Raw genomic sequence first — 24,494 nt, 5'->3', positions numbered from 1 at the left:
AGGCCGCCGCGAATCGTCTCTTTGTCATCATGTCCAACAGTGCCCCGTTCGCGGGCCTTCAATACGCAAGAAAAAGCCCGGCCCCGGACAATCCGGGGCCGGGCCTGCGCAAAACCCGATTAACGGATGCGACTAATCGATGCGCCAGGTGTCGCCGGAACCGAGCAGCGCGGCGAGGTCGCCCTCGCCCTGCTTCTCGACCGCCTCGTCGAGCTGGGCCCGCATCAGCTCGTCGTAGGACGGGCGGTCCACGTCCCGGAAGATGCCGATCGGGGTGTGCTCGAACGCCGGCTGGTCCAGCCGCGACAGCGCGAACGCCTGCGACGGGTCCGGGTTGTGGGCGTCGTGGACGGCGATCTCGGACGCGGAGACGTCCGCGACGTTCACCACCTCGAACGACCCGGACGGCGTCCGGCGCAGCGCCTTGGACCGGTCCGCCCCGAAGACGATCGGCTCACCGTGCTCCAGCCGGACGGTGATGTCGTCCCGCACCGACGCGTCCTTCAGCGGCTCGAACGCGTTGTCGTTGAAGATGTTGCAGTTCTGGTAGATCTCCACCAGCGCGGTGCCGCGGTGCTGCGCCGCCGCCCGCAGCACCGACTGGAGGTGCTTGCGGTCGGAGTCGATCGTGCGGGCGACGAACGTGCCCTCCGCGCCGATCGCGAGCGACAGCGGGTTGAAGGGCGCGTCCAGCGAGCCCATCGGCGTCGACTTGGTGATCTTGCCGAGCTCGGACGTCGGCGAGTACTGGCCCTTCGTCAGCCCGTAGATCCGGTTGTTGAACAGCAGGATCTTCAGGTTGACGTTGCGGCGCAGCGCGTGGATCAGGTGGTTGCCGCCGATCGACAGCGAGTCGCCGTCGCCGGTCACCACCCACACCGACAGGTCCGGGCGGGACGTGGCGAGCCCCGTCGCGATCGCGGGCGCGCGGCCGTGGATCGAGTGGAACCCGTAGGTGTTCATGTAGTACGGGAACCGCGACGAGCAGCCGATGCCCGAGATGAACGTGATGTTCTCCCGGCGCAGCCCGAGCTCCGGCAGGAAGGACTGGACGGCCGCGAGGATTGCGTAGTCACCGCACCCGGGGCACCAGCGCACCTCCTGGTCGGTCTTGAAGTCCTTCAGCGTCTGCTTCCCGTCCGCCTTCGGGACGAGGGAGAGCAGCGACTTCCCGTTGCCGGCGCCGTTTCCGTTCCCGGCGCCGTTCCCGTTCGAGGAGCCGTTCTCACTCACTGTCGATCACATCCTGGATGACGCCCTGCAGCTCTTCCGCCTTGAAGGGCAGGCCGCGGACCTGGTTGTAGCCGATCACGTCGATGAGGAACCGGCCGCGCAGCAGCATCGCGAGCTGGCCGAGGTTGATCTCCGGGACGATAACCTTGTCGTAGGAGCGCAGCACCTCGGGCAGGTTCGCGGGGAACGGGTTGAGGTGCCGCACGTGGGCCTGCGCGATGTTCCGGCCGGTCGCGCGGACCCGCCGGACGCCCGCGGAGATCGCCCCGTACGTTCCGCCCCAGCCCAGCACGAGGACGCGGGCCGCGCCGGACGGGTCGTCCACCGCGAGCGGCTCGATGTCGTTCGCGATACCGTCCACCTTGGCCTGGCGCAGCCGGGTCATGGTGTCGTGGTTGGACGGGTCGTAGGAGATGTTGCCGGACCCGTCGGCCTTCTCCAGGCCGCCGATCCGGTGCTCCAGCCCGGCCGTCCCCGGGATCGCCCACGGCCGGGCGAGGGTCTCGGGGTCGCGCTTGAACGGCTGGAAGTCCTCCTGCGAGGGCGCGGCGAAGTTCGGCTCGATCGTCGGCAGCGACGCGACGTCCGGCAGCTTCCACGGCTCGGAGCCGTTCGCGAGGTAGCCGTCCGACAGCAGGATCACCGGCGTGCGGTACTTCACCGCGATCCGGGCCGCCTCGATCGTCGCGTAGAAGCAGTCCGACGGGGACTGCGGCGCGATCACCGGGACGGGCGCCTCGCCGTTGCGGCCGTACATGACCTGCAGCAGGTCGGCCTGCTCGGTCTTGGTCGGCAGCCCGGTCGACGGCCCGGCCCGCTGCACGTCGATGACCAGCAGCGGAAGCTCGGTCGCGACGCCGAGGCCGATCGTCTCGCTCTTCAGCGCGATGCCCGGCCCGGACGTCGTGGTGACGCCGAGCGACCCGCCGAACGAGGCGCCGAGCGCCGCGCCGACCGCGGCGATCTCGTCCTCGGCCTGGAAGGTCCGCACGCCGAACTTCTTGTGCTTGCTGACCTCGTGCAGGATGTCGGACGCCGGGGTGATCGGGTACGAGCCGAGGAAGATCGGCAGCCCGCTCTGCACGCCCGCGGCGACCAGCCCGTACGCGAGCGCGAGGTTCCCGGTGATATTGCGGTACAGGCCGGGCTCGTGCTCGGCCGGCTTGATCTCGTACTGCACCGAGAACGCCTCGGTGGTCTCGCCGTAGGACCAGCCCGCCTGGAAGGCCGCGATGTTGGCCTTCATGATCTCGGGCTTGGTGGCGAACTTGCGCTCCAGGAAGCCGAGCGTCCCCTCGGTGGGACGGTGATACAGCCAGGACAGCAGCCCGAGCGCGAACATGTTCTTCGCGCGCTCCGCGTCCTTCTTGGAGATGTCGAAGTTCTCAAGGGCCTTCACCGTCATCGAGGTCAGCGGCAGCGCGTGCACGCGGAACTCGGCGAGCGAGCCGTCCTCGACCGGGCTGGCCTCGTAGCCGACCTTGGTGAGGTTGCGCTTGGTGAACTCGTCGGTGTTGACGATGAGGTCGGCGCCGCGCGGCAGGTCCGCGAGGTTGGCCTTGAGGGCGGCCGGGTTCATCGCGACCAGCACGTTGGGCGCGTCCCCGGGCGTGAGGATGTCGTGGTCGGCGAAGTGGAGCTGGAAGCTCGACACGCCGGGCAGCGTCCCGGCGGGGGCGCGGATCTCGGCAGGGAAGTTCGGCAGCGTCGACAAGTCGTTGCCGAACGCCGCCGTCTCCTGGGTGAAGCGGTCACCGGTCAGCTGCATGCCGTCGCCGGAGTCTCCGGCGAAGCGGATGATGACGCGGTCGAGTTGCTGGACCTGTTTGGTCACAGAGGAAGACCTCCTCGACGGGCAGCACCCTTCCCGGGGGAGGCACCCGGGATCGTGATGCTACTTAGGCTTACCTTCATGGTATGTCCGGGATCGGATGGTGGTATCGGGACGACCGCTCACCGGGAGATACGACCTGGGGCGGCGTCCTAGTTCATCCCGAACACAGGCTGCTGCGCTGCCGGCACAGGTCGACGTGCAGCCGCCTGACCAGGCGTCGCGCAGGGCGCGTCGAGGAGCCGCGGCTCCCCAGGGGCGTGGAGTTCACGATGCGAAGTGTAGACAGCGCCGGACCCGGGCGGCGGCACCGCCCCTGGACCGGTGCCTCAGGGCCGCCCTGGTGACCGTGACGTGGCGACCTCCGGACCGTCCGAGCGCTCGGCCGCGGGCGCGCCCGGCGCGGACGTGGCCGGATTCGGCGTGGCCGGATCCGGCTTCAGCACCGCGGTGCGCTCGCGGTCGACCTGGGCGAGCAGCTCCGGGACGTCCGCCGCGTCCAGCGCCTCGCCGACGACGCGGGCGGACGCCTCGTACGGGTACGAGCCGGGGTTGTCGAGCGCCTTCTTCATCCAGTCCCGCCACAGCCTGCTGGTGACGGTGCAGCGCAGCACGACCGAGCGGTCGCCCTGCACGTCCCCGGACGTCCGGCAGGAGCCGAGGGGCCTGCCCCTGGACGTGATCGACGCCAGCAGCGCGGCGCGCGCGCCGTCCGGCACCGCCGTCTCGGGGGCGGTCAGCGTGGCGGGCAGGCTGACCGTGCAGCCGTTCGTGTTCTGCTCGCAGTTGCTGAACGTCAGCGTCCCCGGCCGGAAGCGCAGGTTCGGGTCGCCCGCGCCGCCCAGCGCGGCCACCCTCGGGCGCAGCTCGGCGAACAGCGTCGCGGGCGCCGCCACCGGCGCGGCGGTGAACCGCGGCGCGCTCTGCGCGGCGGCGCGCACCGACAGCAGCCGGTACGGGGCGGCCGCCATGACCAGGTACTCGGCGGCGGCGGTCTTGACCCGGTACGCCCGCACGCCGTTCACGACCTCCGTCGGCGGGTTCCCCGACGTCTTGGCCAGCGCCTTCGCGATGGCCTTCGGCCCGAGGACCTGCGGCACGTCGAAGCCCGGCGCGGACGCGGGCGCCTTCGACCAGCGGCCGGCGTAGTGGTCGGGGTGCGTGATCTCCCCGGCGTAGTCGCGCCAGAACGCGAGGCCCGCCTTGACGTAGGTGACGCCGTCCACTGCGACGATGTCCGCCGTGAGCGTGCCCGCGACGAGCCGTCCGGTCGTCGAACCCGACGGCGTCACCCGCAGATGCGCCTGGACGGGCCGGCCCTTCAGCGTCATGGTGCCGTCGTAGCGCACGCCCGTCCCGGACGTGAGCCCGCGGCCCGCCGCGACCGTCCACGCCGGCGGCGGCGCGGACACGGTGGGCGTGGCCTTCCTCTTCGGCGGCTCGCCGTCCCCGCCGAACGCGAGCGCGGCCACGGCGCCGCCGGCGACCACGACGACGGCCGCCGCCCCCGCGACGGCGATGATCCGCGCGCCCCGCCCGCGCCGCTGCCGCCCGCTCTTCCCCGGCATGACCCCGCCGGGCGGGACGGGCCCGTCCATGGCGGAACCGCCGCCCGGCCGAGGGGACGTCTCGTGCTGCGATGGCGGCTCGTACTGGGGTGGCGGCTCGTGCTGAGGTGACGGATCGTCCTGTTCAGCGTTCACTCGCGGCTCACTCTGCTCTCACTTCCGGGGCCGGTCCGGCCCGACCGTCAGGCACAAAGCAAGGGAACTGAAGGCGTCCTCCGGAGGGCGTCGGCGAGGCTCGGGACCGTCTACGGGGGGTGGAGGGCGGCCGCCGGGGCCCGGGAGGGGCGTCTCCACAGAGCATAAGGGTGCCCGGCGGCGCTTCCCCCCCCGGGCGGGGAGGAGCGCCACCGGGCACCCGGTGGCCGGGGTCAGCGCGCGGTGCCGGGCACCCCGCGCCTCACCTGCGGCTCATTCGCTGTCGAGGCCGTTCTGCAGCGACTGCACCTCGGCGGACGTGGCGCCGATCACCTTGTACTGGGCGTGCTTGTAGAACGTGCCGCCGGTGGACTTGGCCCAGCTCCGCCAGGCGCTGGAGCTGACCCGGCAGCTCGCCCATTCGGGGCTGGTGCCGCTGATGGTGATGCGGGTCGTGCAGTCGCCGAGGTCGCGGCCGGTCAGCGTCCCGGCCGTGAGCCGGAACCGCACGTCGATCGTGACGGGCTTCTCCACGTTGTACGGCGGGCGGATGCTGGCCTGGACCGTGCAGCCGGAGCTGCCGTTGCAGCCGCCCTTCTTCCACTCGCTGACCGAGGGACGGCCGGCGGTGCTGAAGGCGTCCTTGAGCTCGCCCATGCTCGACCGCATGTCCGAGATGAGGGACGAGGCGTCGCCCGAGTCCTTCGGGGTGACGTCCACCGCGACGCGCGGCGAGGTGGCCTCGTAGCGCATCAGCTCGGCGTCGTCGTCATCGGTGATGTAGATGGTGGACGAGAAGGTGCTGAACTTGAGGGCCTTCTTGCCCTGCCACGTGGTCTCCAGGGGCTTGACCCTCGACGTCCGGGCGGAGCGCAGCTTGGACGCCAGCGCCGCCGGCGTCAGCTCCGTCTTGAAGTCGAGGTCGAGCTCGTCGTCGCTCAGCCGTCCCCACTGCTCGCCGGACTGCAGGAAGAACGGGTCGTCGGACGAGGAGATCTCCCGGTTCCAGTACGACTTGTCGGCCTTCACGAACAGCTTCCCGTCGGCGGACAGGACGGTGACGCTGTCGCCGCCCCAGGTGACGGGGCCCATCGCGCGGCCGCCCTTGGTCACGTTCAGCTCGCCGCGCAGGGTCTCGGCGCCGCCGAAGGTGCCCTTCAGCCCGACGGCGCGGGCGGTGTCCATGTTGGCGGCGGCGGCGGTCAGCTTCTCTTCCGGCGACTTCCCGCCACTCACCGTCACCGCGTACACGACGACCGCGATGATGATGAGGAAGACGAGGCCGCCGCCGATCAGCCCGATGACGAGCCCGCCGCCTCCGCCGCGCTTCGGCGGCGGCATGGCGGGGCCCATCGGGGCGCCGGGGGGCGGGGGGAAGAAGGGGGGCGGCGTGCCAGCGCCGCCGAAGCCGCCGGGCGGGGGAGGCCCGCCCGGACCGCCCGGACCACCAGGGCTTCCGGGTCCGACCGGACCGGGACCGCCGGGGCCCGCCGGTGGCGGCGGAGGCGGCCACGAGGCACCGCCCGGGGATTCCCAGCCCGGGGGAGGCGGGGGGTTGCTCATCCGGTCACGTCCTTCCAGGTCAACCTGACCCAATGCAAAACTAGTGTGCAGCAAAACCATGACATTGTGATCCTCCGGGGTGGAGGTACGACGCCACACTCCCCTGGCCCTGCTCCAGAGGGGATACTCGATGAGACGCACGCGAGGAGAACCCGGTGCATAACTATTTCGACACATATGTCGTCGTGGTCGTGCTGCTCCTCGCCGGCGCGGGGATCGTCGCCGGCGCGCTCGCCGCCAACCGGATGCTGCGCCCGCACCGTCCGACGGCGGAGAAGCTGACCACCTACGAGTGCGGCGTCGACCCGGTCGGCGAGGGCTGGGCCCACTCGTACGTGCGCTACTACGTCTTCGCCTACCTCTACGTGGTGTTCGCCGTGGACGCCGTGTTCCTGTTCCCCTGGGCGACGGTCTTCTCCGCGCCCGGCTACGGGGCGACGACGCTCGGTGAGATGTTCGTCTTCCTGGCCTTCCTCGCCACCGGGCTCGCCTACGCGGGCAAGAAGGGCGTCCTCTCCTGGGTCTGAGGTGCCGGGCGCTGTAACAATGGCGCTGTGGGCACCATCGATCTACCGCCGCCGAGCGTGGGACCGCTGTCGCGGGTCGCGCCGAAGCCGATCAAGTTCGTGCTCAACTGGGGCCGCCGCTACTCGCTCTGGGTCTTCAACTTCGGCCTGGCCTGCTGCGCCATCGAGTTCATCGCCACGTCGATGAGCAGGCACGACTTCATCCGGCTCGGTGTCATCCCGTTCGCGCCCGGGCCCCGCCAGGCCGACCTGATGGTCGTCTCCGGCACCGTCAGCGACAAGATGGCCCCGGCGGTGCGGCGCCTGTACGAGCAGATGCCCGAGCCCAAGTACGTCATCTCGTTCGGCGCCTGCTCCAACTGCGGCGGCCCCTACTGGGACTCCTACTGCGTCACCAAGGGCGTCGACCAGATCATTCCGGTGGACGTGTACGTGCCCGGCTGCCCGCCGCGTCCGGAGGCGCTGCTGCAGGGCATCGTCCACCTGCAGGAGAAGATCGCGGCGGAGTCGCTCGGCGACCGGTACGCGAACGGCGACGCCCGCACCCCGCCGCCCCCGCCGCGCCCGCTGTCGGCCACGGTGCTGCGCCGCCCCCTCCTGCCGCCCCCGCCGCCGGACGAGGAGGAGACGTTCGAGCACTGGAACGTCATGGGCGAGGAGGCGCGCCGGGAGAGCGCGGCGGCCGACGACGAGACGGTCCCCGTCGAGCACCTCGGGGACGCCGACGTCACCGAGACCGCCCGGGACACCGGGCCGACTCAGGACACCGAGACCACTCAGGACATCGGGACCACTCAGGACACCGAGGCCGTGCGGGACACCGGCGACCGGGCGCCCGCCGCCCACCCGGCCGAGGCGGAGACCCAGCCCGTGCCCGTGCTGGAGGACGACGTGGCGGGCGACGACCAGACCACGGCACCCGTCCCGGCGCTGGAGGACGACCAGGCCACCGCGCCCGTCCCGACGCTGGGGGACGACCCGCACGCCGCCGAGCACCCCGCGGCGGAGGAGAAGCCCGCCGCGGCGGAGGGACGGGGCCGGCGCGGCGGGAGGCGCCGCCGGGCGTCCGACCACGATCCGTCGATCATCCCCGGGCTGGTCGGCGACGACCACGACGACCACGACGACCACGACGACCAGATCGGGCGCGACCGGTGAGCGCCGAGCTGGCGGACGCCTGGACGGCCCGCTTCGGCGACGAGGTCAGCATGGAGGAGACGTTCGGCGGCCTCGCCGTCGGGGTCCCGCCGGAGCACTGGCTCGACGCGCTGACCTTCGCGCGCGACGACCTGGCCTGCGGCTTCTTCGACTGGCTGACCGGCGTGGACGAGCTGGAGGACGGCTTCGCCGTCGTCGTCCACGTCTACTCGCTGGAGCGCCGCCACCATCTGCTGGTCCGGACCCGCGTCCCGAAGCGGGCCCCGGTGCTGGCGACGGCGACGGGCGTCTACCGGGGCGCCGCGTGGCACGAGCGCGAAACGGCGGAGATGTTCGGGATCCTGTTCGAGGGCCACCCGAACCTCGTCCCGCTGCTGCTCCCGGACGGTTTCGAGGGCCATCCGCTGCGCAAGGACTTCGTGCTCGCCGCCCGTGTCGCGAAGCCGTGGCCGGGCGCGAAGGAACCGGGCGAGTCGGGCCACGGCGCCCCGAGCCGCCGCCGCGTCCGCCCGCCGGGCGTGCCCGAAGAGGGGCCGTGGGCGGCCGCGGCGGAGCGCCCGCGGGCCGAGGGCCGCGCGAAGTCCGCCCGGCCTCCGGAAGGGCAGGGCCCCGATGCTTGAGATCGTCGTCAAGCTGGTCCTGGTCGCCGCCGCGTTCGCGCTGCTGCCGCTGCTGGTGGGGCAGGCCGAGCACAAGGTGATGGCGCACATGCAGGGCCGCCTCGGCCCCATGTACGCGGGCGGTTTCCACGGCTGGGCGCAGCTCGTCGCCGACGGCGTCAAGTTCGCGCAGAAGGAGGACGTGGTCCCGCGCGACGCCGACCGGTGGGTGTTCAAGCTGGCGCCGGGCGTGGCGCTCGTCCCCTACCTGCTGGTCCTGCTGGTGATCCCGGTCGGGCCCGGCGGGCAGGTCGCGCTCGACCTCGGGCCGGGGATCTTCTTCGCGCTCGCCGTGATGGGCGTCGGCGTGATCGGCGCGATCATGGCGGGCTGGGCGTCGGCGAACAAGTACTCGCTGCTCGGCGGGATGCGGGTCGCCGCGCAGCTGATGTCGTACGAGCTGCCGATGGTGTTCGCGGCGTCGTCGGTGGCGATGGCCGCGGGCACGCTGTCGCTGCAGGGCATCGTGGACGAGTGGCGCTGGTGGTGGCTGCCGTGGCAGGCGGTCGGCGGCGTGGTGTTCTTCGTCGCGGGCCTCGCCGAGCTGCGGCGCCCGCCGTTCGACATGCCGGTCGCCGACTCGGAGATCATCTTCGGCCCGTACACCGAGTACGGCGGGCTGCGGTTCGCGCTGTTCCTGCTCGCCGAGTACGCCGGGATCGTGGTGCTCTGCTCGCTGACGGCCGTCCTGTTCCTGGGCGGCTGGAAGGGCCCGTTCCTGAACACCGAGCTGGGCTGGCTCTGGACGCTGCTCAAGATCGCCGTGCTGGCGTTCTGCGTCATCTGGCTGCGGGTCAGCTACCCGCGCATGCGCGAGGACCAGCTGCAGAAGCTCGCCTGGGCGTGGCTCGTCCCGCTGTCGCTCGCGCAGCTCGCGCTGACGGGCGTCCTCAGCGTCGCGCTCTGAGGGCGGTCACCGCAGGAAGATCGTGAAGTCGGCCATCTCGGGCAGCGCGTCGGGCGGGATGTCGGCGTCCACCGCCATCTCCTCCGCGGACAGGAAGCCGCCCTGCTCCTCGCGCCGGTGGAGGACGCGGTCGACCATCTCCGGCGTCATGCCGGGCAGCGCCTCCAGGATTTCGCGCGGCGCGTGGTTGACGTCCACGAGCCCGCCGTCGTCGTACGTCCGGGGCACGTCGGGGCGGCCGATCCGCAGCTCGCGGGCGAGCGCCGGGTCCTCGGCGGCGAGCGCCCGGGCCTGCTCCCGCAGCGTCCGGCGGTATTTGGCGACCTCGATGGCGCGCTCGTTCTGCTGGCTGCGGGGCGCCCCCCCGGGGAAGACGGACGTCCGGACCGCGAACGCGTGCCCGGTCCCGGCCAGCCACAGCAGGATCGCCAGGAACGACCCCAAGACGGTCAGGAACTGGTTGCCGGTCTGCACCATGGCGAGGACGGTGGCGGTGCCGACGCCGTACCCCGCGGCGGTGGCGCCGAGCTGCCACGACCCGCGGCGCAGCGCGGCGTAGAGGAACGAGAACGGCGTCCCGTAGCCGAGTGTGATGAACGGCACGAAGGCCCACAGCATCCCGCTGGTCGCCTCCGAAGGCAGCGGCAGCATCGGCGGTGGCGGCGGAGGAGGGGGCATGGGCGGTCCGGGATATGGCGGCCGGGCCGCGAACGGCCGCGGCGCCGGAGGATGCCCGGACTGCGGGTGACCGTGCGCCGCCCGCCCCGGCTGGGTGTGGCCCGGTGCGGCGGGGCGGGAGCGTCGGCCCGGGTCGGGATCGCGGGGGTGGTCTGCGTGATGACTCACCCAGTCCTCCGAAGGGTGCCCCGGCCCGCAGGCCGGCGGGGAATGCGGACTCTGTCAGCAGGGGCCCGGCGGAGCGGGGACCGCCCAGTGTCGAAGTTCCCCGGCGCGCGGTCCGCAATCTTCGTACAGCCGCACTTACTTTCTGTAACGGGCAGATCATGCGGATCGTGGCTGGTCGGGCCGTTGCCGGAGCAGGCTCCGGCGATGTCCGGGGAGCTGATGTCAGACGGCAAGGGCCCCTCCTTCGCCCTCTCTGCCCGGTCCCGCGCGTACCACACGGACTACTCCAGATAGGACGAACGCTGGGGCCTTCGCGTTCCCCCCGCGCCCATCGTGCGCAATCATGGGGCGCGTGGGACGGCTACCAGGAGGCGGGCTGGCCAGAGGGCTGGCGGTCACGCTGCGGACGATGACGCGGCGGTCCATAACGCGTCAGTACCCCGAAGTGCAGCCCGATCTGCCGCCGCGCAGCCGCGGCGTCATCGCGCTCTTCGAGGAGAACTGCACCGTCTGCATGCTGTGCGCCCGCGAATGCCCCGACTGGTGCATCTACATCGACTCCCACAAGGAGACCCTCCCGGCCGAGGGCGGCGGACGCCCCCGGACCCGCAACGTCCTCGACCGGTTCGCCATCGACTTCGCGCTTTGCATGTACTGCGGGATCTGCATCGAGGTGTGCCCGTTCGACGCGCTGTTCTGGTCGCCGGAGTTCGAGTACGCCGAGTACGACATCGCCGAGCTGACGCACGAGAAGGAGCGGCTGCGCGAGTGGATGTGGACCGTCCCGCCGCCGCAGGCCCACGACCCGGCGGCGGAACCGCCGAAGGAGGTCGGCGCGGCGGAGAAGGCGGCGGCGCGGGCCGCGCGCCGTCCGGGCGCGGCCGGATGAGCGGGCAGGAGATCGTGTTCACGCTGCTGGGCGTGGTCGCGGTCGGGTCCGGGATCCTGGTGGTGACGACGCGGCAGCTCGTCCACGCGGCGCTGTGGCTGGTGGTGTCGTTCGGCGCGCTCGCCGGCGGCTACCTGGTGCTGACGGCCGAGTTCGTCGCCTGGGTGCAGGTCCTGATCTACGTCGGCGCGATCGTCGTCCTGCTGCTGTTCGGGATCATGCTGACGCGGGCGCCGATCGGGGAGTCCGCCGACCTCGACTCCGGCAACCGGTGGGCGGCGCTGGCGGTCGCGGTCGCCACCGCCGCCGTCCTGGTCACGCTGATGGCCGTCGGCTTCCGGGACGAGCGGATGGAACTGGACGCGGGCGGCGGGTCGGCCGAGACGCTCGGCGCCGCCGTGTTCCGGACGTGGGTGCTCCCGTTCGAGGTGCTGTCGGTGCTGCTGCTGGCCTCGCTGGTCGGCGCGATCGTCCTGTCGCGGTCCGACATCGGTCCCGGCGGGCCCGGCCCTGGGGAGGACGGCTGATGCATCTCGCCTACCCGACGGTCGTCGCCGCGCTGCTGTTCTCCGTCGGCGTGTACGGGGTGCTGGCGCGCCGCAACGCGATCCTCGTCCTGATGTCGGTCGAGCTGATGCTGAACGCGGTCAACCTGAACCTCGTCACGTTCGACGTCTGGTACCGGGACAAGCTGCACGGCGGGCAGGTCCTCACGCTGTTCACGATCGTGGTCGCGGCGGCGGAGATCGGGCTGGGGCTGTCGATCGTCCTGCTGGTGTACCGGAACCGGCAGATGGTGGACGTCGACCGGCTGCGCACCCTGGCCGAGGAGCCGGACGCCCCGCCGCGCCCGCAACCCCCGGCTGAGCCGGATTCCAAGCCCGAGGCGGTCGACGCCCCATGATCTGGCTCGCCTCCCTGACGGCCCTGCTGCCGTTCCTCGCCGCGTTCGCCGGGATGCTGTTCGGCCCGTCCCTGACCCGTGCCGTGCGGGGCGTGCCGGGCGGCGGCCCGGGCGTGCTCGCGTGCGCGCCGGTCGCGGTGTCGCTGGTGCTGTCGGCGATCGTCGCGTTCGCCGTGTGGCGCGACCCCGGCGTGCGGACGGGCATGCTCGCGCTGGTCGACACGGGGTCGGTGCCGATCCGGGTCGGGCTGCAGGTGGACGGCCTGTCCGCCGTGGTCGCGCTGATGGTCTGCTGCGTGGCGCTGGCCGTCCAGGTGTACTCGGTCGCCTACATGAAGGACGACCGGCGGTACTCGTCCTACGCGGCGTTCATCTCGCTGTTCACGTCCGCGATGCTGCTGGTCGTGTACGCGGGCGACCTCCTCGTCCTGTACGCCGGATGGGAGGTCATGGGCATCTGCTCGTACTTCCTGATCGGCCACCACTGGGAGGACCGGGCGAACTCGCGGGCGGCGGTGAAGGCGTTCCTCGTCACGCGGCTCGGCGACGTCGGGTTCCTCATCGGCGTGATCGTCCTCGGCGTCGGCGCCGGGACGTTCGAGATCTCCGGGGTCCTCGCGCGGGCGGGCGAGCTGCCCGGCTCGACGGTCACCGCCGCGGCGCTGCTGCTGCTCGCCGGGGTCGCGGGCAAGAGCGCGCAGTTCCCGCTGCACACCTGGCTGCCGGACGCGATGGCCGGCCCCACGCCGATCAGCGCGCTGATCCACGCGGCCACGATGGTCGCGGCCGGGATCTACGTCGTCGCGCGACTCTACGGCGTGTTCCTGCTGACCCCCGGCGCCCGCACCGTGCTGGCCCTCGCCGCGGTGATCTCCATGGTCGGCGCGGCGTGCGCCGCCCTCGCGCAGGACGACCTGAAACGCGTCCTGGCGTACTCGACGATCAGCCAGCTCGCCGTGATGGCCGCCGGGCTCGCGGTCGGCGCGAAGTCCGCGGCGATCTTCCATCTGCTGACGCACGGCGCGTTCAAGGCCCTGCTGTTCCTCGCCGCCGGATGCGTGATCGTGACGGCCGGGTCGAACATGCTGGCGCGCTACGGCGGGCTCCGGCGCGGCATGCCCATCACGTTCTGGTCGATGACGGTGGGTTTGGCCGCGCTCGCGGGCGTCCCGCCGTTCAGCGGCTGGTTCTCCAAGGATTCCGTCATCGAGGCCGCACAACACTCCGCCACCAACGGCGGTGTCTGGTCGGAGGCTTCCACACGGGCGGGCTGGTCCGCATACCCGCCGCTTTCCGACGTTCCAGGGCCGCCCAAGTGTCCCGATGCCTCGACGATCTGCGATGGCCTTGTGGCGAGGGTGGACATGCAGCGGCTGGTGATCGTCGGGCCTGGCCAAGTGACTCTGCCGGGCGGGGTGGCGTGGCTGGTGTATCTGGGGCTGCTCATCACGGTCGTGCTGACGGCGGCCTACGCGATGCGCACATGGTTGATGACGTTCTTCGGTGAGCCGCGCGGTTCGTACGAGATCCGGGAGCCGTCGAAGTTCATGTCGTGGACGGTCGCGGCGCTGGCCGTCCCCGCCGCGATCCTCGGATTCTTCGGGCTGGGGGCTCCGGAACTGCGTCCCCACCTCGGGGCGTCGTTGCTCAGCGTTCTGCTGTTGCTGCTGGGGGCGGGTGCCGCCTTCCTGGTGTGGAACCGTGACCCTGCACTGGATCCTGCGCGCGCGCTCGGCCCGGTTCGTCCCGCGTTCGCGCGGGCCTTCTTCGTGGACGAGTTGTACGCGGCCGCCATCGTCCGTCCCGTCCAGGCACTGGCGCGGTTCGTCGTCACGTTCGACCGCGCCGGAGTGGACGCCGCCGTCGTCGGGACCGCGGGTGGCGCGCGGCGCCTCGCCGGGCTCCTCCGCGTCCCGCAGAACGGCAACCCGCAGACCTACCTCACCGGCCTGCTCGCCGGCGTCGTCGTCATCGTGGCCGGGGTGGTGATCTTCCTGTGATCTTCGTGCTGATGATGGCGATCCCCCTCTTCGGGGCCCTCGCCATGCTCGTCCCGGCGAACCGGTTCCTGCGCACCGGCTTCGCCGTCCGCGCGTTCGGGACGGCCGTGTCCGGCGCGACACTGCTCGTCGCGATCTCCGCCATGACGGCGTTCGACTTCGGCGCCACGTCCCGCATGCAACTGGAGGTCGACCGCGCCTGGGCGCCCGCGATCGGGCTCCGCTTCCACCTCGGCGTGGACGGGATCTCGCTGCCGCTGGTCGTCCTGACCGCGCTGCTGACGTTCCTGTGCTTCCTCTACACGCTGCGGCACCCGCCCGCCGGCGACCGGATCCGGCTGCTCACCGCGCTCCTGCTCGTCCTGGAGATCGGGATGCTCGGCACGTTCGTCGCCCTCGACCTCGTGCTGTTCTTCGTCTTCTTCGAGACCGTCCTCGTCCCCATGTACGTGGTGATCATGCTGTGGGGCGGGACGGGGCGCCGCGCCGCCGCCTACAAGTTCATCCTCTACACCCTCCTCGGCTCCGGCCTCCTCCTCGCCGGGATGCTCCTCGTCGGCGCGAAGTCGGGCACGCTGGACATGACCGTGCTCGCGGAACGGCACGGGTCCGGGCTCTCGCGCGGCATCCAGATCACGGCGTTCGCGCTGATGGGCATCGGTTTCGCGGTCAAGGCGCCGATGTGGCCGCTGCACACCTGGCTGCCGGACGCGCACACCGAGGCGCCGACCGTCGGGTCCGTCCTCCTGGCCGGCGTCCTGCTGAAGATGGGCACGTACGGGCTGGTCCGCGTCGCGCTGCCGCTCGCCCCGGACGGCGCCGAGTTCTGGGCGCCGTGGCTCGGCCTGCTCGCCGTCATCGGGATCATCTACGGCGCGCTCGCCTGCCTCGCCCAGCGCGACCTCAAACGGATGATCGCCTACTCGTCCGTCGGGCACATGGGCTTCGTCCTGCTCGGCATCGCGACCCTCACCCCCGTCGGGATCAACGCCGCGCTGTTCGGCAACATCGCGCACGGGCTGATCACCGGCCTGCTGTTCTTCCTCGCCGGCTCGGTCAAGGACCGTTGGGGCACCACCGACATGGCCGCGATCGGCGGCGGCATGCTCGGCACGTCACCGCGGCTGGCGTCCATCCTGACGTTCGCGTCCGTCGCCTCGCTCGGGCTGCCGGGCCTCGCCGGGTTCTGGGGCGAGGTCCTCGCCCTGATCGGCGCGTACCGCCCGCACGCCGGGCTGCCCCGCGAGACGTTCGTGACGTTCATGGCCGTCGCCGCGCTCGGCGCCGCCCTCACCGCCGCCTACTTCCTGCGGATGCTCGCCAAGCTGACCCACGGCCCCTCGCCCGAGCGCCCGGCGCCGGTCGCGGCCGTCTCCGTCCAGGAGTACGCGGCCTGGACGCCGCTGATCGCGCTCACGCTCCTCGTCGGCCTCTGGCCGAAGACCCTGCTGGACGTGACCACCGGCCCCGTCCGCGCGCTGTTCGGAGGCGGCTGATGATCCAGGGCATCGACTACGCGGCGATCGCGCCGCCGCTGATCCTCGCCCTCGCCGCGCTCGGGCTGCTGCTCGCCGACGCGTTCGACCTGCCGCGGCGCGCGCTGTCCCTGCTGTCGGCCGGGTCGCTGCTCGCCGCGCTGATCGCCGTGATCGTGCTCGCGGCCGGCGAGCGGCGCGCCACGTTCTGCCTGCCGGACGGCCTGCGTTCCGGCGGGCCGCCCTCCTGCTCCTACGTCGCGGACGACTTCACGCTGCTGTTCCAGGGGATCGTCCTCGGCGCCGCCGTGATCATCGTCCTGCTGTCCCTGCGGGAGATCACCGACTCGAAGCTGCCGGTGGGCGAGTACCACTTCCTGCTGCTCGCCGCCGTCATCGGCGCGCTGGCCCTGGTCGCGGCCCGCGACCTCGTCCTGCTGCTCGTCGCGCTGGAGACCCTGTCGCTGCCGGTGTTCGCGCTGACCGCGCTCCGCCGCTACGACGGGACGGCGTCCGAGGCCGCGCTGAAACTGTTCCTCGTCTCCGTCGTCTCCACCGCGGTCATGCTGTTCGGAATCAGCCTCGTGTACGGGGCGACCGGCGCCATGCACATGGACCGCATCGCCCCCGCCCTCTCGCGCCTGGACGCCGGCCTCGACCCGATCGCCGCGGTCGGCTCCGTCCTCGTCCTCGCCGGGTTCGCGTTCAAGGTCGCCGCCGTCCCGTTCCACTTCTGGGCACCGGACGTCTACCAGGGCGCCCCGCTGCCCGTCGCCGCGTTCCTGTCCGTGGTGTCGAAGGCCGCAGGCTTCGCCGGGCTCGCGATCGTCCTCGCCCTCGGCCTGCCCGCGTACGCGCACGTATGGGCGCCGGTCATCGCCGTCCTGGCCGCCCTCACCATGACCGTCGGCAACCTGATGGCGCTGCGGCAGCGGACCGCCATCCGGCTGCTCGCCTGGTCGTCGGTCGCCCAGTCCGGCTACATGCTCGCGCCCCTCGCCGCCGGCGAGCACCGCCTCGCCGAGGCCGTCGCCGCCACCGTCGCCTACGTCGCCCTGTACGCCGTCATGAACCTCGGCGCGTTCGCCGTCGTCATCGGCTTCCACCACCGCCGCACCCTGGACGACTACCGCGGCCTCGCCCGCCGCAGCCCCGCCGCCGCGACCGCCCTCGCCTTCTTCCTGATCTGCCTCGCCGGCCTCCCGCCCGGCGTGATGGGCCTGTTCGCCAAGGTCGTCGTCTTCCGCGCCACCGTCGCGGGCGACGCCACCTGGCTGGCCGTCATACTGGCGATCAACACGGTGATCGGGCTGTACTACTACCTGGCCTGGACCGTCCGCCTGTTCACGCCGTCCCCAGCGGACGAGCCGCACACGGGCCCCGGCCTGCCGGTCCGCGTCGCGATCGCCGCCACCGCCGCCGCCGCGGTCGTGCTGTCGGTCGCGCCGCAGATCGTCCTGCAGACCGTGGCGCGGGCCATCTAGCCGGGAACGTTGACCCAGGTCAAACCGTTGATGTTCATGCCGGAGTCGACGGGGAGGCAACGGAAGTGCACAGCAACGGCGTCAAGACGGCAGCACTGATCGGCGCGCTGTCCGCCCTGATGCTCGTCGCCGGATGGACGTTCGGCGGCACCGCAGGGCTGACGATCGCGCTGGTCATCGCCATCGGCACCAACGGCGTCGCCTACTTCTTCAGCGACCGCATCGCGCTGCGCTCCATGCGCGCCCACCCGGTCGGCGAGGTCGAGGCGCCGATGCTGTACCGGCTCGTCCGGGAGCTGTCCACCTCGGCCCGGCAGCCGATGCCGCGCCTCTACATCTCCGAGACGCGCCAGCCCAACGCCTTCGCCACCGGCCGCAACCCGCGCAACGCCGCCGTCTGCTGCACCCGCGGCATCCTCCACATCCTGGACGAACGGGAACTGCGCGCCGTCCTCGGGCACGAACTCTCCCACGTCTACAACCGCGACATCCTGATCTCGTCGGTCGCCGCCGCCATCGCCACCGTGATCACCTACCTGTCCCACCTGGCGATCTTCCTGCCGATCGGCCGCGCCGACGACGACGACGGCCCCGGCATCCTCGGCGCCCTCCTCATGCTCGTCCTCGGGCCGATCGCCGCCGCCGTCGTCCAGATGGCGATCTCCCGCACCCGCGAGTACTCCGCCGACGCCGCCGGCGCCCGCCTCACCGGCGACCCGCTCGCCCTCGCCGCCGCCCTCCGCAAGATCGACGCCGGCACCCGCGCGATGCCGCTGCCGCAGGACCCCGAACTCGCCACCACCAGCTCCCTGATGATCGCCAACCCCTTCTCGGGCGCCGGCATCGGCAAGCTCTTCTCCACCCACCCGCCCACCGCCGACCGCATCGCGCGTCTCGAACGCATGGCGGGCCGCCGCTAGAACCACCGAATCCATCCGAACCACCGCGGCCCCGACCGCGTCATAGAACACGAGAGCACGCCGGCCCCTTCTGCGGGGGATGGGGCCGGCGCGCTCTCAGAGTCGACTAGCGGTAGTTGACGAACTGCAGGGCCACATCGAGATTCTTGCCCTTGAGCAGCGCGATGACGTCCTGCAGATCGTCCTTCTTCTTCGAGCTGACCCGCAGCTCGTCCCCCTGGATCTGGGCCTTGATCCCCTTCGGCCCCTCGTCCCGGATGATCTTCCCGATCTTCTTGGCGTCCTCCTGAGCGATGCCCTCCTTGAGCCCCACGCTCAGCTTGTACACCTTCCCGGACAGCTTCGCCTCACCCGCGTCGATCGCCTTCAGCGAGATCCCCCGCTTCACGAGCTTGTCCTTCAGCACGTCCAGCACCGCACCGGCCCGCTCCTCGGTGTTCGCCTGGATCTCGATCGACTCCCCGGACCACTTGATCCCCGCGTCCACGTTCCGGAAGTCGAACCGGTTCGCCACCTCCTTGACGGCCTGGTTCAGCGCGTTGTCGACCTCCTGCCGGTCGAGCTTGCTGACGATGTCAAAAGAGCTGTCGGCCATCGCACACACATCCCCTCAGCAGCACCTTCGCGATCCGAAGAGCGTATCGACTCCCCGCGATCAAGCCCACGCCCCGCACGTCCGCCTCGATGTCACACCCACTCCCGACGTCCGCTATTCTTTCCAGTGCCGTCGCAGAGACGACACCACGGCGGGTTGCCCGAGTGGCCAATGGGAGCGGACTGTAAATCCGTCGGCTTAGCCTACGCAGGTTCGAACCCTGCACCCGCCACCACCACACAGAACAGCCCCTGACCAGGCGTAACCCGGTCAGGGGCTGTTCTCGTCGTGTCCGGCTGTCTCTGATCGTTAACGGCCTTCTACGGGTGGCTGTGCCGAATACGTGCCGAAGTTCTAAGGGCTCTTTGGCCTGGTCGCCTCACTGATTCGGCGCTTGGCGTCCTCCTCCTGACCGGCCACGCACTTGGCGTAGACGCGCAGCAGGACGGCGACGCTATGCCCCGCCCACTCGGCGACCTGAGCCGGAGGCACAACCGGCCCCGAGCCACGTCGACACGGCAGCGTGCCGAAGGTCGTACGGCGTCTTAGCCAACGGCACCTCACGCTCGCTCAGCGCCGCCGCCCTTGCCCTATGCCAGGCCCCGAGGTACGTCCGGTCAGTCATGATCCCGCCGCGCGGCCCGACGAACAGCCGGCCACCCGCCGGAATGCTGAACTCCTTGATGTGGTGGCGCAGCAGCGTGACGAGTTCCGGGTGAATCGGCACAGGTCGGGTCTCGCCGGGTGCCCGGTGCTTGAGGGGTTGCCGGTCCCGTGGCTTGCCGCTGTCGGTCCACCGGGAGCCGCTACGCGGTTCGGCGTGCGTCAGCCGCATCTCGCCCCAGCCGTCGTCAGCAGGCTCACGAGGGCATCCCGCCGCAGGTCCACCGCCTCCTCTGGCCGCAGCGCGGCGTAGTACATGACGAAGAAGGCCACCATGCGCTCACCGCGCTTGCCCTGGCACCGGACGGCGTCGAGGAGCCGCCGCGCCTGGTCGGGATTGGCGACGACCCGAAGGTCAAGCGTCTGCGCCACTCGCGGCCGAGTCCACTTCACGAGAGTCAGCGGGTTGACCGGCAGGATGCGGCCGCTCACAGGCGTGCTCCATGGCGTTGTTGAAGGTCTCCCGCTTGCTCGTCGCCGTACTGCCCGCCGCCGGAGACCCGTCCTGACGACGGCTCAGCCTGTCGAGGACTTGGCGTGCGAGTTGCGGCCTCTGTCGGTCGGGCGCGAGGTCGCTCATGTCGACCGTGTTCCGCTCCAGCCAGCGGACGGTCGAGGCCAGATGCTCGGGCGGTTCGGTCTCGCCATTCTGCAGACGGCGCTGTACGCCCAGGTGCGGAGAGCCTCACGCAGCAGGGCCGCCCGCCGGAGCGCCCTTGCCCGTGGTCAACAGAGCCTCGGTGGCGTCCGTGAGCGCCTCAGCGATGCCCCGCCGGTGGTTGGGGGAGGCGTACGGCCACTTGGCCGCGCAGTAGTCGAGGGAGAACGCGAACCAGGTGACCGCGTTCTCCTCCCGATCCCAGGAGGCGGGACGACCGGTCTTCACGGCGAATGCCTCACCCTTACGGGCCGCCGTGAGGAGGGATGAGCGGAAGCCATCGGCCTGTGCCGCGTTGCGGAACGGCTCTTTCCAGGTCTTCCGAGCGACCTTCCAGCGCACGGTGTAGGTCGTGACCTTCTTTCCCTTGTAGAGGCGCTTCAGAGGTGACAGCAGTCGAAGGGCGACGCCAGCAGACGTCGCCGCGCTTGCGTCCGGCTGTCTCTGATCGTTAGCGGGCCCTTCTGTGGCCGTTCGTGCCGAAATTCTGGTGGTCCTCTGGCCTTGTCGCGCTGGCGATCCAGCGCTTGGTGGGAAGCTCACGGGACGGCGGCGAGGGCAGGAACCTGGTCTGTTCGTCTTCACGCTGATCAATCAACGAGTCGCCGACGGCCGCGAGGGGTTCCGGCGAGAGCGCCGAGGCGCTTTAGCCAGTTCGTGTACCAGTCGGCGAAGTCGAGGCCGGGGCTGAGCGAGCCGCCCGGGCGGCGGACGTCGTCACGCCAGACCTGCCCGCTGGTCGGCCCGGTCACGACCATTCGGAAGTACGATCCATGCCCGATCTCAGCGATGATCATGGAGCCGGTCAACAGGTCGTCGTAGTGTCCGCCCTCGTCCAGGTCATCGAAGTACTCACCGGGTACCCGAGCGGTGAACGGGAACGGTGTGGCCAGATATCGGGGCGCGTAGACTCCGCGGTCCGCCCAGCGGATGGATCGGCGAAGCGGCCACAGACCTTGGCCCGGACCGGCTCCGCCGTCACCGACTTGCAGGACGAAGTTGCGATACGACGAAGGAAGACGGACATCGAGTCGTCGTTCCACGTCCACAACGTGGTCTAGGGGGCACGGCGGCCCCAACTCACCTTTGTCTCCCAATGAGGCGAGAGCGGCCAGGATCACGTGACGGTTCCACATCTAGTCCACGACGTGTCCATCCCCTCCGTAGCGAAGCCGAGCGGCTCACCCAGAAGCATAGACAGACTCAGGCCGTGCATCCATATGAGATTTCGAGCTTCATCGCTCAAACTCTGACCTTGTCGTGGCGCGCTCGGTCTCCACGGATGGGCCGGCAGGGAGTTGCCGCGCTGGTCGGGGATCGTGACGCCACAATGTGACCATGGACGCAGGACTCGACAAAAGAGCGCCGGCTCTACCAGGCGGTGAAGGACTTCCGTGTGCAAGCCCGCGGCATCCTAGGCAACGCTGAGTAACGACGTAGGCGGTCGTTGGGGCATCGGTCGCCGGTCGGCTGCGCCGTTCCCTGGGGGTTGTCTCCGGTCCACTGGCCCCGAGTGCTTCGCGGTGGGTCACACTGCTGCGGTGCCGCTGCCTTACACGGCGGACAGAACCAGCTTTCCCTCGCTCGGTTCCTCGACGCGTACATCGACCGTGGCATCCTCGTCATCGTCGAACCGCAGGGTGCAATAGGGCGACAGCGCCATGAGGAACATCCAGCCTTCCCGGTCTTCGCCGTTCAGCGGAGGAACGAAGGTCGCCGAGACGCGCCATCCCGAGTCGTCGCTGACAATGGCGATGGCGACGCTAACGGAGCACAAGCACGTGTCACGGTTCGCCCACCACTCCAGACGGGCCGCACCTTCGTATGTGTCCATGGTGTGAGTATGGCGAGGAGCGCAGCCTCATAGGGACGGTCCTCGCCGGACGGATACCTGCAACGGGTCGCGGCGGGCGTTACCTGGTCAGCGTCTGCCCGCCCGTTTCCGCTCGCTCCGATCGCTGACGTCACTTATAGCGGTCATGCTGAAGCTCTGTGCGTCTCTGGCTCGGTCGCCCCGCCGATAAGGCGTCTTCGATGGATAGGCTTGACACCCACCCAGGCGCAAGGGCGGACCTTTTATGCGAGTCGAGGATGCACGGTTGCAGCTGCTTATGTGTCTGCAAGCCGCAGGCGAAGAGGTGCGCGAGCTCGAACCCCGACCGGCTTGGAAGGCATTCGGCGAATTCATGCGTCATCCGGTTGAAGTCGAGGAAGACGCCCTGCTGTATGAGTACGGCACCTACTCCTTGGAGGGGCCGCGCCGCTTCGTCCTCAGCTTCTGCCGTCAGTTCGACGTCGATGAGGACTTCGCTCAGGCTCTCATCCAAGTGCGCTGTGATATGGAATACGAGCCCACGCCTGCGCTCGAAGCCCTAGGCACGTACAGCCGATGGTGGTCAGGCGGAGCGGGTGAGCCGTCGCTTGCCACGGTGCTGGACGAGATCGAGTGTCGATCGGAATGGGAGATCATCGGCGTACACCGGCCGGTCGCAAGCTCTGTCTACCAAGAGCGTCCGTGCTGATCCCCGCTCCTTCGCGAGCTTGGTCGTGGTCCGGTTCGGGTCGCCTCGGGCGGGGCGTCTCGGTGCTGTGAAGGAGAGGCGCGCCGACCGCCTGGAAGGGTGCGGCTCCTTGCGACCCCGAGTTGTCGAGGATGGCGGCGGCCGGAACCCGCAAAGGCGCCCTTTGGGCGTCACTGCGTGGTGGCTTCGCCACCCTTGACAGAACGCGTCTGCCGCTAAATGCAGGTCTCATGCGAGCCGGGGGAGGAAGGTGCAGGAAGGACAGCGACCGGCACTGCGGCACTGTCGTCACCTGACAGTGTGCGTACTCGCTCGATCGTCCAGCCTCCGGGAAGCGAGGAGGCCATTCCCACGGCATCGCAGGCGATGCGGCGTCACGGTCGTAGCGGAGGGACGTCGGGGGAGCGTGCACCGGGGCGGTTCAAGATCCGGAGAATACGCGGAATGGCGGGTGACCTCGCGGGACTTGGAGCGTTACTGCTGGTCAGGCGACATGAGGCGCGTGAATCGAGACGCTGACGGCCGCACCCGGAGGTCACCGTCCCCAGGATGTACGGGGAAGGAGTTCGTGAGTGTTTCCGCAAATCGGAGGAGGGCCCTCGAACGCACCGAGCGCCCGGGGAGTAGATCGGGTCAGTTATCAAAGGGCCGTGGCGCTCAGGTCGCTGCGTGGCCACAAGCCGGGGCCTGGGCCGGTCACCGGACGGCCGCATCAGGCCGCGCATCGCGAAGATTCCGCCGGCCGCGCCTCAATCGGCCGCCACGGGACGCGCCGCCGCCGGCTCGGTATCAGCGCGCAAGGGCGACGATCTCATCAACGGTTGTGAGAGGAATCATCAGCGCCGCATCCCATGTCTCGTCATCCTGGCCGATCAGCATCGTTGCCCGCTCGTCCCCGGACACCGACCAGAAGACCGGCGAGCCTGCGCAGACGCCCACCATCAAGGATCGCCGCTCGTCCCAGCGTGCTTCACGGATCCCGTCCAGCCGAGCCAAGTCCGCGAGAGGCGCCCAGATATGCACCTCCCACGTCTCGGTCTGCACCATCAGCAAGGGCACCGGATCGGCGTCCACGTCCAACGTCACCTCAACCATCCCGGGATGCTCGCATACGGCCGAGTCCTCCGACAGGTCGAAAAGGGCGCCTTCTGCGGCCACCCCCGGATCAAGGCACCACGGGGCTGTTCAATGAGACGGGATTCAGAATGTTTCCGCAGGTCATCAACTCTACGTGCAGAATCGGGAATCTGGACGAAGCAGGGCTTCGCCGCCGAGTGGTCAGGTGAACTTGGCTCGTAGCCATTTGACGCCCGTGTTGAGGACGGGCGGGACGGTGATGAGCACGACCGCCGCATCGCCGAGGTTGTTTCGTGCCGCTTCTGCGGTGATCCAGGCGAGGAGTGCGATCAGGGGCGGCCAGGTGCGCAGGTTGGAGCGCAGGATCCAGCAGAGCGCGGCGGTCCACGTCGCGTCGCGCAGGATCAGTGCCAGGTAAGGCGCGCTCACCAGTACTCGCCAGGCGAAGCGGAGGCGGTCCTTCCCGGTCGGCAGGACGTCGAGTTCGCCGAGCCATTCGTCCAGGTATCGGGACCTGACGTCACGGGGGAGGAGAACGGCGGCCCAAGATAACGGCCGGGTACTCATCCTGGCGGGTGCGGGGTCATGGAGCCGTGCTCGGGCCAGTGTCTCCAGTTCGCCGGCGACGTTGTCCAGTCCCAGGCGAAGAGCCAGGGGCGCCATGACCGACAGGGTCTCGCGGGACTTCGCGATCTGCTTCCGCCTGTCCAGATACTGGAGCGTCTGCATGTTGTGCAGGCGATCGAGAAGCTTGAGGGATGCTCCTATGGATGTCAAGCGGCTAGATCGTGATCGTTTGGTGTGGTGATGAGCTGGTAGAGCTCGCGGGCGATGTAGCGTTTGAGGCAGCGGATGATCTCTTTCTTGGAGAGTCCGTCTT

Annotated in this window: 24 protein-coding genes and 1 tRNA gene; 13 read left to right on the top strand and 12 right to left on the bottom strand. The window is 70.2% G+C overall.

What is annotated here, in order from left to right:
- Nucleotides 1-132 precede the first annotated feature (132 nt).
- The 4 genes from SM611_RS25505 to SM611_RS25490 form a co-directional block, all read right to left on the bottom strand.
- Nucleotides 133-1,233, bottom strand: a complete 1,101-nt coding sequence (locus SM611_RS25505; RefSeq protein WP_371952448.1) for a 2-oxoacid:ferredoxin oxidoreductase subunit beta — start codon at nucleotides 1,231-1,233, stop codon at nucleotides 133-135.
- The gene (locus SM611_RS25500) at nucleotides 1,226-3,067 is read right to left on the bottom strand and encodes a 2-oxoacid:acceptor oxidoreductase subunit alpha (protein ID WP_371952447.1); all 1,842 of its coding nucleotides are present in this window, start codon (nucleotides 3,065-3,067) and stop codon (nucleotides 1,226-1,228) included. Before SM611_RS25500 ends, SM611_RS25505 begins: the two co-directional genes overlap by 8 nt.
- Before the next feature lie 326 nt (nucleotides 3,068-3,393).
- On the bottom strand, nucleotides 3,394-4,767 hold the full coding sequence (locus SM611_RS25495; protein ID WP_371952446.1) for a hypothetical protein: 1,374 nt from the start codon (nucleotides 4,765-4,767) through the stop codon (nucleotides 3,394-3,396).
- A 273-nt stretch (nucleotides 4,768-5,040) separates the two neighbouring features.
- Nucleotides 5,041-6,108, bottom strand: a complete 1,068-nt coding sequence (locus tag SM611_RS25490; protein ID WP_371952445.1) for a hypothetical protein — start codon at nucleotides 6,106-6,108, stop codon at nucleotides 5,041-5,043.
- A 377-nt stretch (nucleotides 6,109-6,485) separates the two neighbouring features.
- Between SM611_RS25490 and SM611_RS25485 the strand changes: the two genes are divergently transcribed.
- The 4 genes from SM611_RS25485 to SM611_RS25470 are packed head-to-tail and all read left to right on the top strand — an operon-like array spanning nucleotide 6,486 to nucleotide 9,581.
- Nucleotides 6,486-6,857 carry an NADH-quinone oxidoreductase subunit A gene (locus SM611_RS25485; RefSeq protein WP_371952444.1) on the top strand — a complete coding sequence of 124 codons (372 nt, stop codon included), beginning with the start codon at nucleotides 6,486-6,488 and terminating at the stop codon, nucleotides 6,855-6,857.
- A gap of 27 nt (nucleotides 6,858-6,884) precedes the next feature.
- Complete coding sequence (locus SM611_RS25480; RefSeq protein WP_371952443.1) at nucleotides 6,885-8,015, top strand: NADH-quinone oxidoreductase subunit B; 1,131 nt, start codon at nucleotides 6,885-6,887, stop codon at nucleotides 8,013-8,015.
- Nucleotides 8,012-8,635: an NADH-quinone oxidoreductase subunit C gene (locus tag SM611_RS25475; protein WP_371952442.1), complete on the top strand. Its 624-nt coding sequence runs from the start codon at nucleotides 8,012-8,014 to the stop codon at nucleotides 8,633-8,635. The genes SM611_RS25480 and SM611_RS25475 overlap by 4 nt, the downstream gene beginning before the upstream one ends.
- Nucleotides 8,628-9,581 (top strand): complex I subunit 1/NuoH family protein, encoded by a 954-nt coding sequence (locus tag SM611_RS25470; RefSeq protein ID WP_371952441.1) that lies wholly within the window; start codon nucleotides 8,628-8,630, stop codon nucleotides 9,579-9,581. Before SM611_RS25475 ends, SM611_RS25470 begins: the two co-directional genes overlap by 8 nt.
- A gap of 6 nt (nucleotides 9,582-9,587) precedes the next feature.
- Here the strand turns inward: SM611_RS25470 and SM611_RS25465 are convergent, their stop codons facing one another.
- Nucleotides 9,588-10,259 carry a helix-hairpin-helix domain-containing protein gene (locus SM611_RS25465; RefSeq protein ID WP_371952440.1) on the bottom strand — a complete coding sequence of 224 codons (672 nt, stop codon included), beginning with the start codon at nucleotides 10,257-10,259 and terminating at the stop codon, nucleotides 9,588-9,590.
- Between the two features lie 520 nt (nucleotides 10,260-10,779).
- Here SM611_RS25465 and SM611_RS25460 point away from each other — a divergent pair.
- From SM611_RS25460 to htpX, 7 genes are all read left to right on the top strand, one after another.
- Nucleotides 10,780-11,316, top strand: coding sequence for a NuoI/complex I 23 kDa subunit family protein (locus SM611_RS25460; RefSeq protein ID WP_371952439.1), 537 nt, complete (start codon nucleotides 10,780-10,782; stop codon nucleotides 11,314-11,316).
- A complete protein-coding gene (locus SM611_RS25455) occupies nucleotides 11,313-11,843 on the top strand; it encodes an NADH-quinone oxidoreductase subunit J family protein (protein WP_371952438.1) in 531 nt (176 codons plus the stop codon). The genes SM611_RS25460 and SM611_RS25455 overlap by 4 nt, the downstream gene beginning before the upstream one ends.
- On the top strand, nucleotides 11,843-12,220 hold the full coding sequence (gene nuoK / locus SM611_RS25450; RefSeq protein ID WP_371952437.1) for an NADH-quinone oxidoreductase subunit NuoK: 378 nt from the start codon (nucleotides 11,843-11,845) through the stop codon (nucleotides 12,218-12,220). Before SM611_RS25455 ends, nuoK begins: the two co-directional genes overlap by 1 nt.
- Nucleotides 12,217-14,220 (top strand): NADH-quinone oxidoreductase subunit 5 family protein, encoded by a 2,004-nt coding sequence (locus SM611_RS25445; RefSeq protein ID WP_371952436.1) that lies wholly within the window; start codon nucleotides 12,217-12,219, stop codon nucleotides 14,218-14,220. Before nuoK ends, SM611_RS25445 begins: the two co-directional genes overlap by 4 nt.
- Nucleotides 14,217-15,716 carry a complex I subunit 4 family protein gene (locus tag SM611_RS25440; RefSeq protein ID WP_371952435.1) on the top strand — a complete coding sequence of 500 codons (1,500 nt, stop codon included), beginning with the start codon at nucleotides 14,217-14,219 and terminating at the stop codon, nucleotides 15,714-15,716. The genes SM611_RS25445 and SM611_RS25440 overlap by 4 nt, the downstream gene beginning before the upstream one ends.
- Nucleotides 15,716-17,179 (top strand): NADH-quinone oxidoreductase subunit N, encoded by a 1,464-nt coding sequence (locus SM611_RS25435; RefSeq protein WP_371952434.1) that lies wholly within the window; start codon nucleotides 15,716-15,718, stop codon nucleotides 17,177-17,179. Before SM611_RS25440 ends, SM611_RS25435 begins: the two co-directional genes overlap by 1 nt.
- A gap of 65 nt (nucleotides 17,180-17,244) precedes the next feature.
- On the top strand, nucleotides 17,245-18,099 hold the full coding sequence (gene htpX, locus SM611_RS25430; protein WP_371952433.1) for a zinc metalloprotease HtpX: 855 nt from the start codon (nucleotides 17,245-17,247) through the stop codon (nucleotides 18,097-18,099).
- A gap of 106 nt (nucleotides 18,100-18,205) precedes the next feature.
- Here the strand turns inward: htpX and SM611_RS25425 are convergent, their stop codons facing one another.
- On the bottom strand, nucleotides 18,206-18,694 hold the full coding sequence (locus tag SM611_RS25425) for a YajQ family cyclic di-GMP-binding protein (RefSeq protein WP_371952432.1): 489 nt from the start codon (nucleotides 18,692-18,694) through the stop codon (nucleotides 18,206-18,208).
- A 150-nt stretch (nucleotides 18,695-18,844) separates the two neighbouring features.
- On the opposite strand from SM611_RS25425, the gene SM611_RS25420 reads away from it, so the two are divergent.
- A tRNA-Tyr gene (locus SM611_RS25420) sits at nucleotides 18,845-18,929 on the top strand.
- Nucleotides 18,930-19,519: 590 nt separating this feature from the next.
- Here SM611_RS25420 and SM611_RS25415 read toward each other — a convergent pair.
- The 4 genes from SM611_RS25415 to SM611_RS25400 form a co-directional block, all read right to left on the bottom strand.
- Entirely contained in the window at nucleotides 19,520-19,789 is a 270-nt protein-coding gene (locus SM611_RS25415) for a site-specific integrase (protein ID WP_371952431.1), read from the bottom strand.
- Nucleotides 19,790-20,042: 253 nt separating this feature from the next.
- Nucleotides 20,043-20,357 (bottom strand): hypothetical protein, encoded by a 315-nt coding sequence (locus SM611_RS25410; protein WP_371952430.1) that lies wholly within the window; start codon nucleotides 20,355-20,357, stop codon nucleotides 20,043-20,045.
- 248 nt (nucleotides 20,358-20,605) lie between these two features.
- Nucleotides 20,606-21,151: an SMI1/KNR4 family protein gene (locus tag SM611_RS25405; protein ID WP_371952429.1), complete on the bottom strand. Its 546-nt coding sequence runs from the start codon at nucleotides 21,149-21,151 to the stop codon at nucleotides 20,606-20,608.
- Between the two features lie 416 nt (nucleotides 21,152-21,567).
- A complete protein-coding gene (locus SM611_RS25400; protein ID WP_371952428.1) occupies nucleotides 21,568-21,849 on the bottom strand; it encodes a hypothetical protein in 282 nt (93 codons plus the stop codon).
- A gap of 244 nt (nucleotides 21,850-22,093) precedes the next feature.
- Here SM611_RS25400 and SM611_RS25395 point away from each other — a divergent pair, with 244 nt between their 5' ends.
- Entirely contained in the window at nucleotides 22,094-22,537 is a 444-nt protein-coding gene (locus SM611_RS25395) for a hypothetical protein (RefSeq protein WP_371952427.1), read from the top strand.
- A gap of 789 nt (nucleotides 22,538-23,326) precedes the next feature.
- On the opposite strand, the gene SM611_RS25390 is transcribed toward SM611_RS25395, so the two are convergent.
- Entirely contained in the window at nucleotides 23,327-23,632 is a 306-nt protein-coding gene (locus SM611_RS25390) for a hypothetical protein (RefSeq protein ID WP_371952426.1), read from the bottom strand.
- Nucleotides 23,633-23,815: 183 nt separating this feature from the next.
- Nucleotides 23,816-24,343, bottom strand: a complete 528-nt coding sequence (locus SM611_RS25385; RefSeq protein WP_371952425.1) for a hypothetical protein — start codon at nucleotides 24,341-24,343, stop codon at nucleotides 23,816-23,818.
- Nucleotides 24,344-24,494 lie beyond the last annotated feature (151 nt).

Origin of the sequence: Actinomadura monticuli (assembly GCF_041463655.1) — a bacterium.
Lineage (GTDB): Bacteria > Actinomycetota > Actinomycetes > Streptosporangiales > Streptosporangiaceae > Spirillospora > Spirillospora monticuli.
This window is presented reverse-complemented; position numbering and strand designations above follow the sequence as displayed.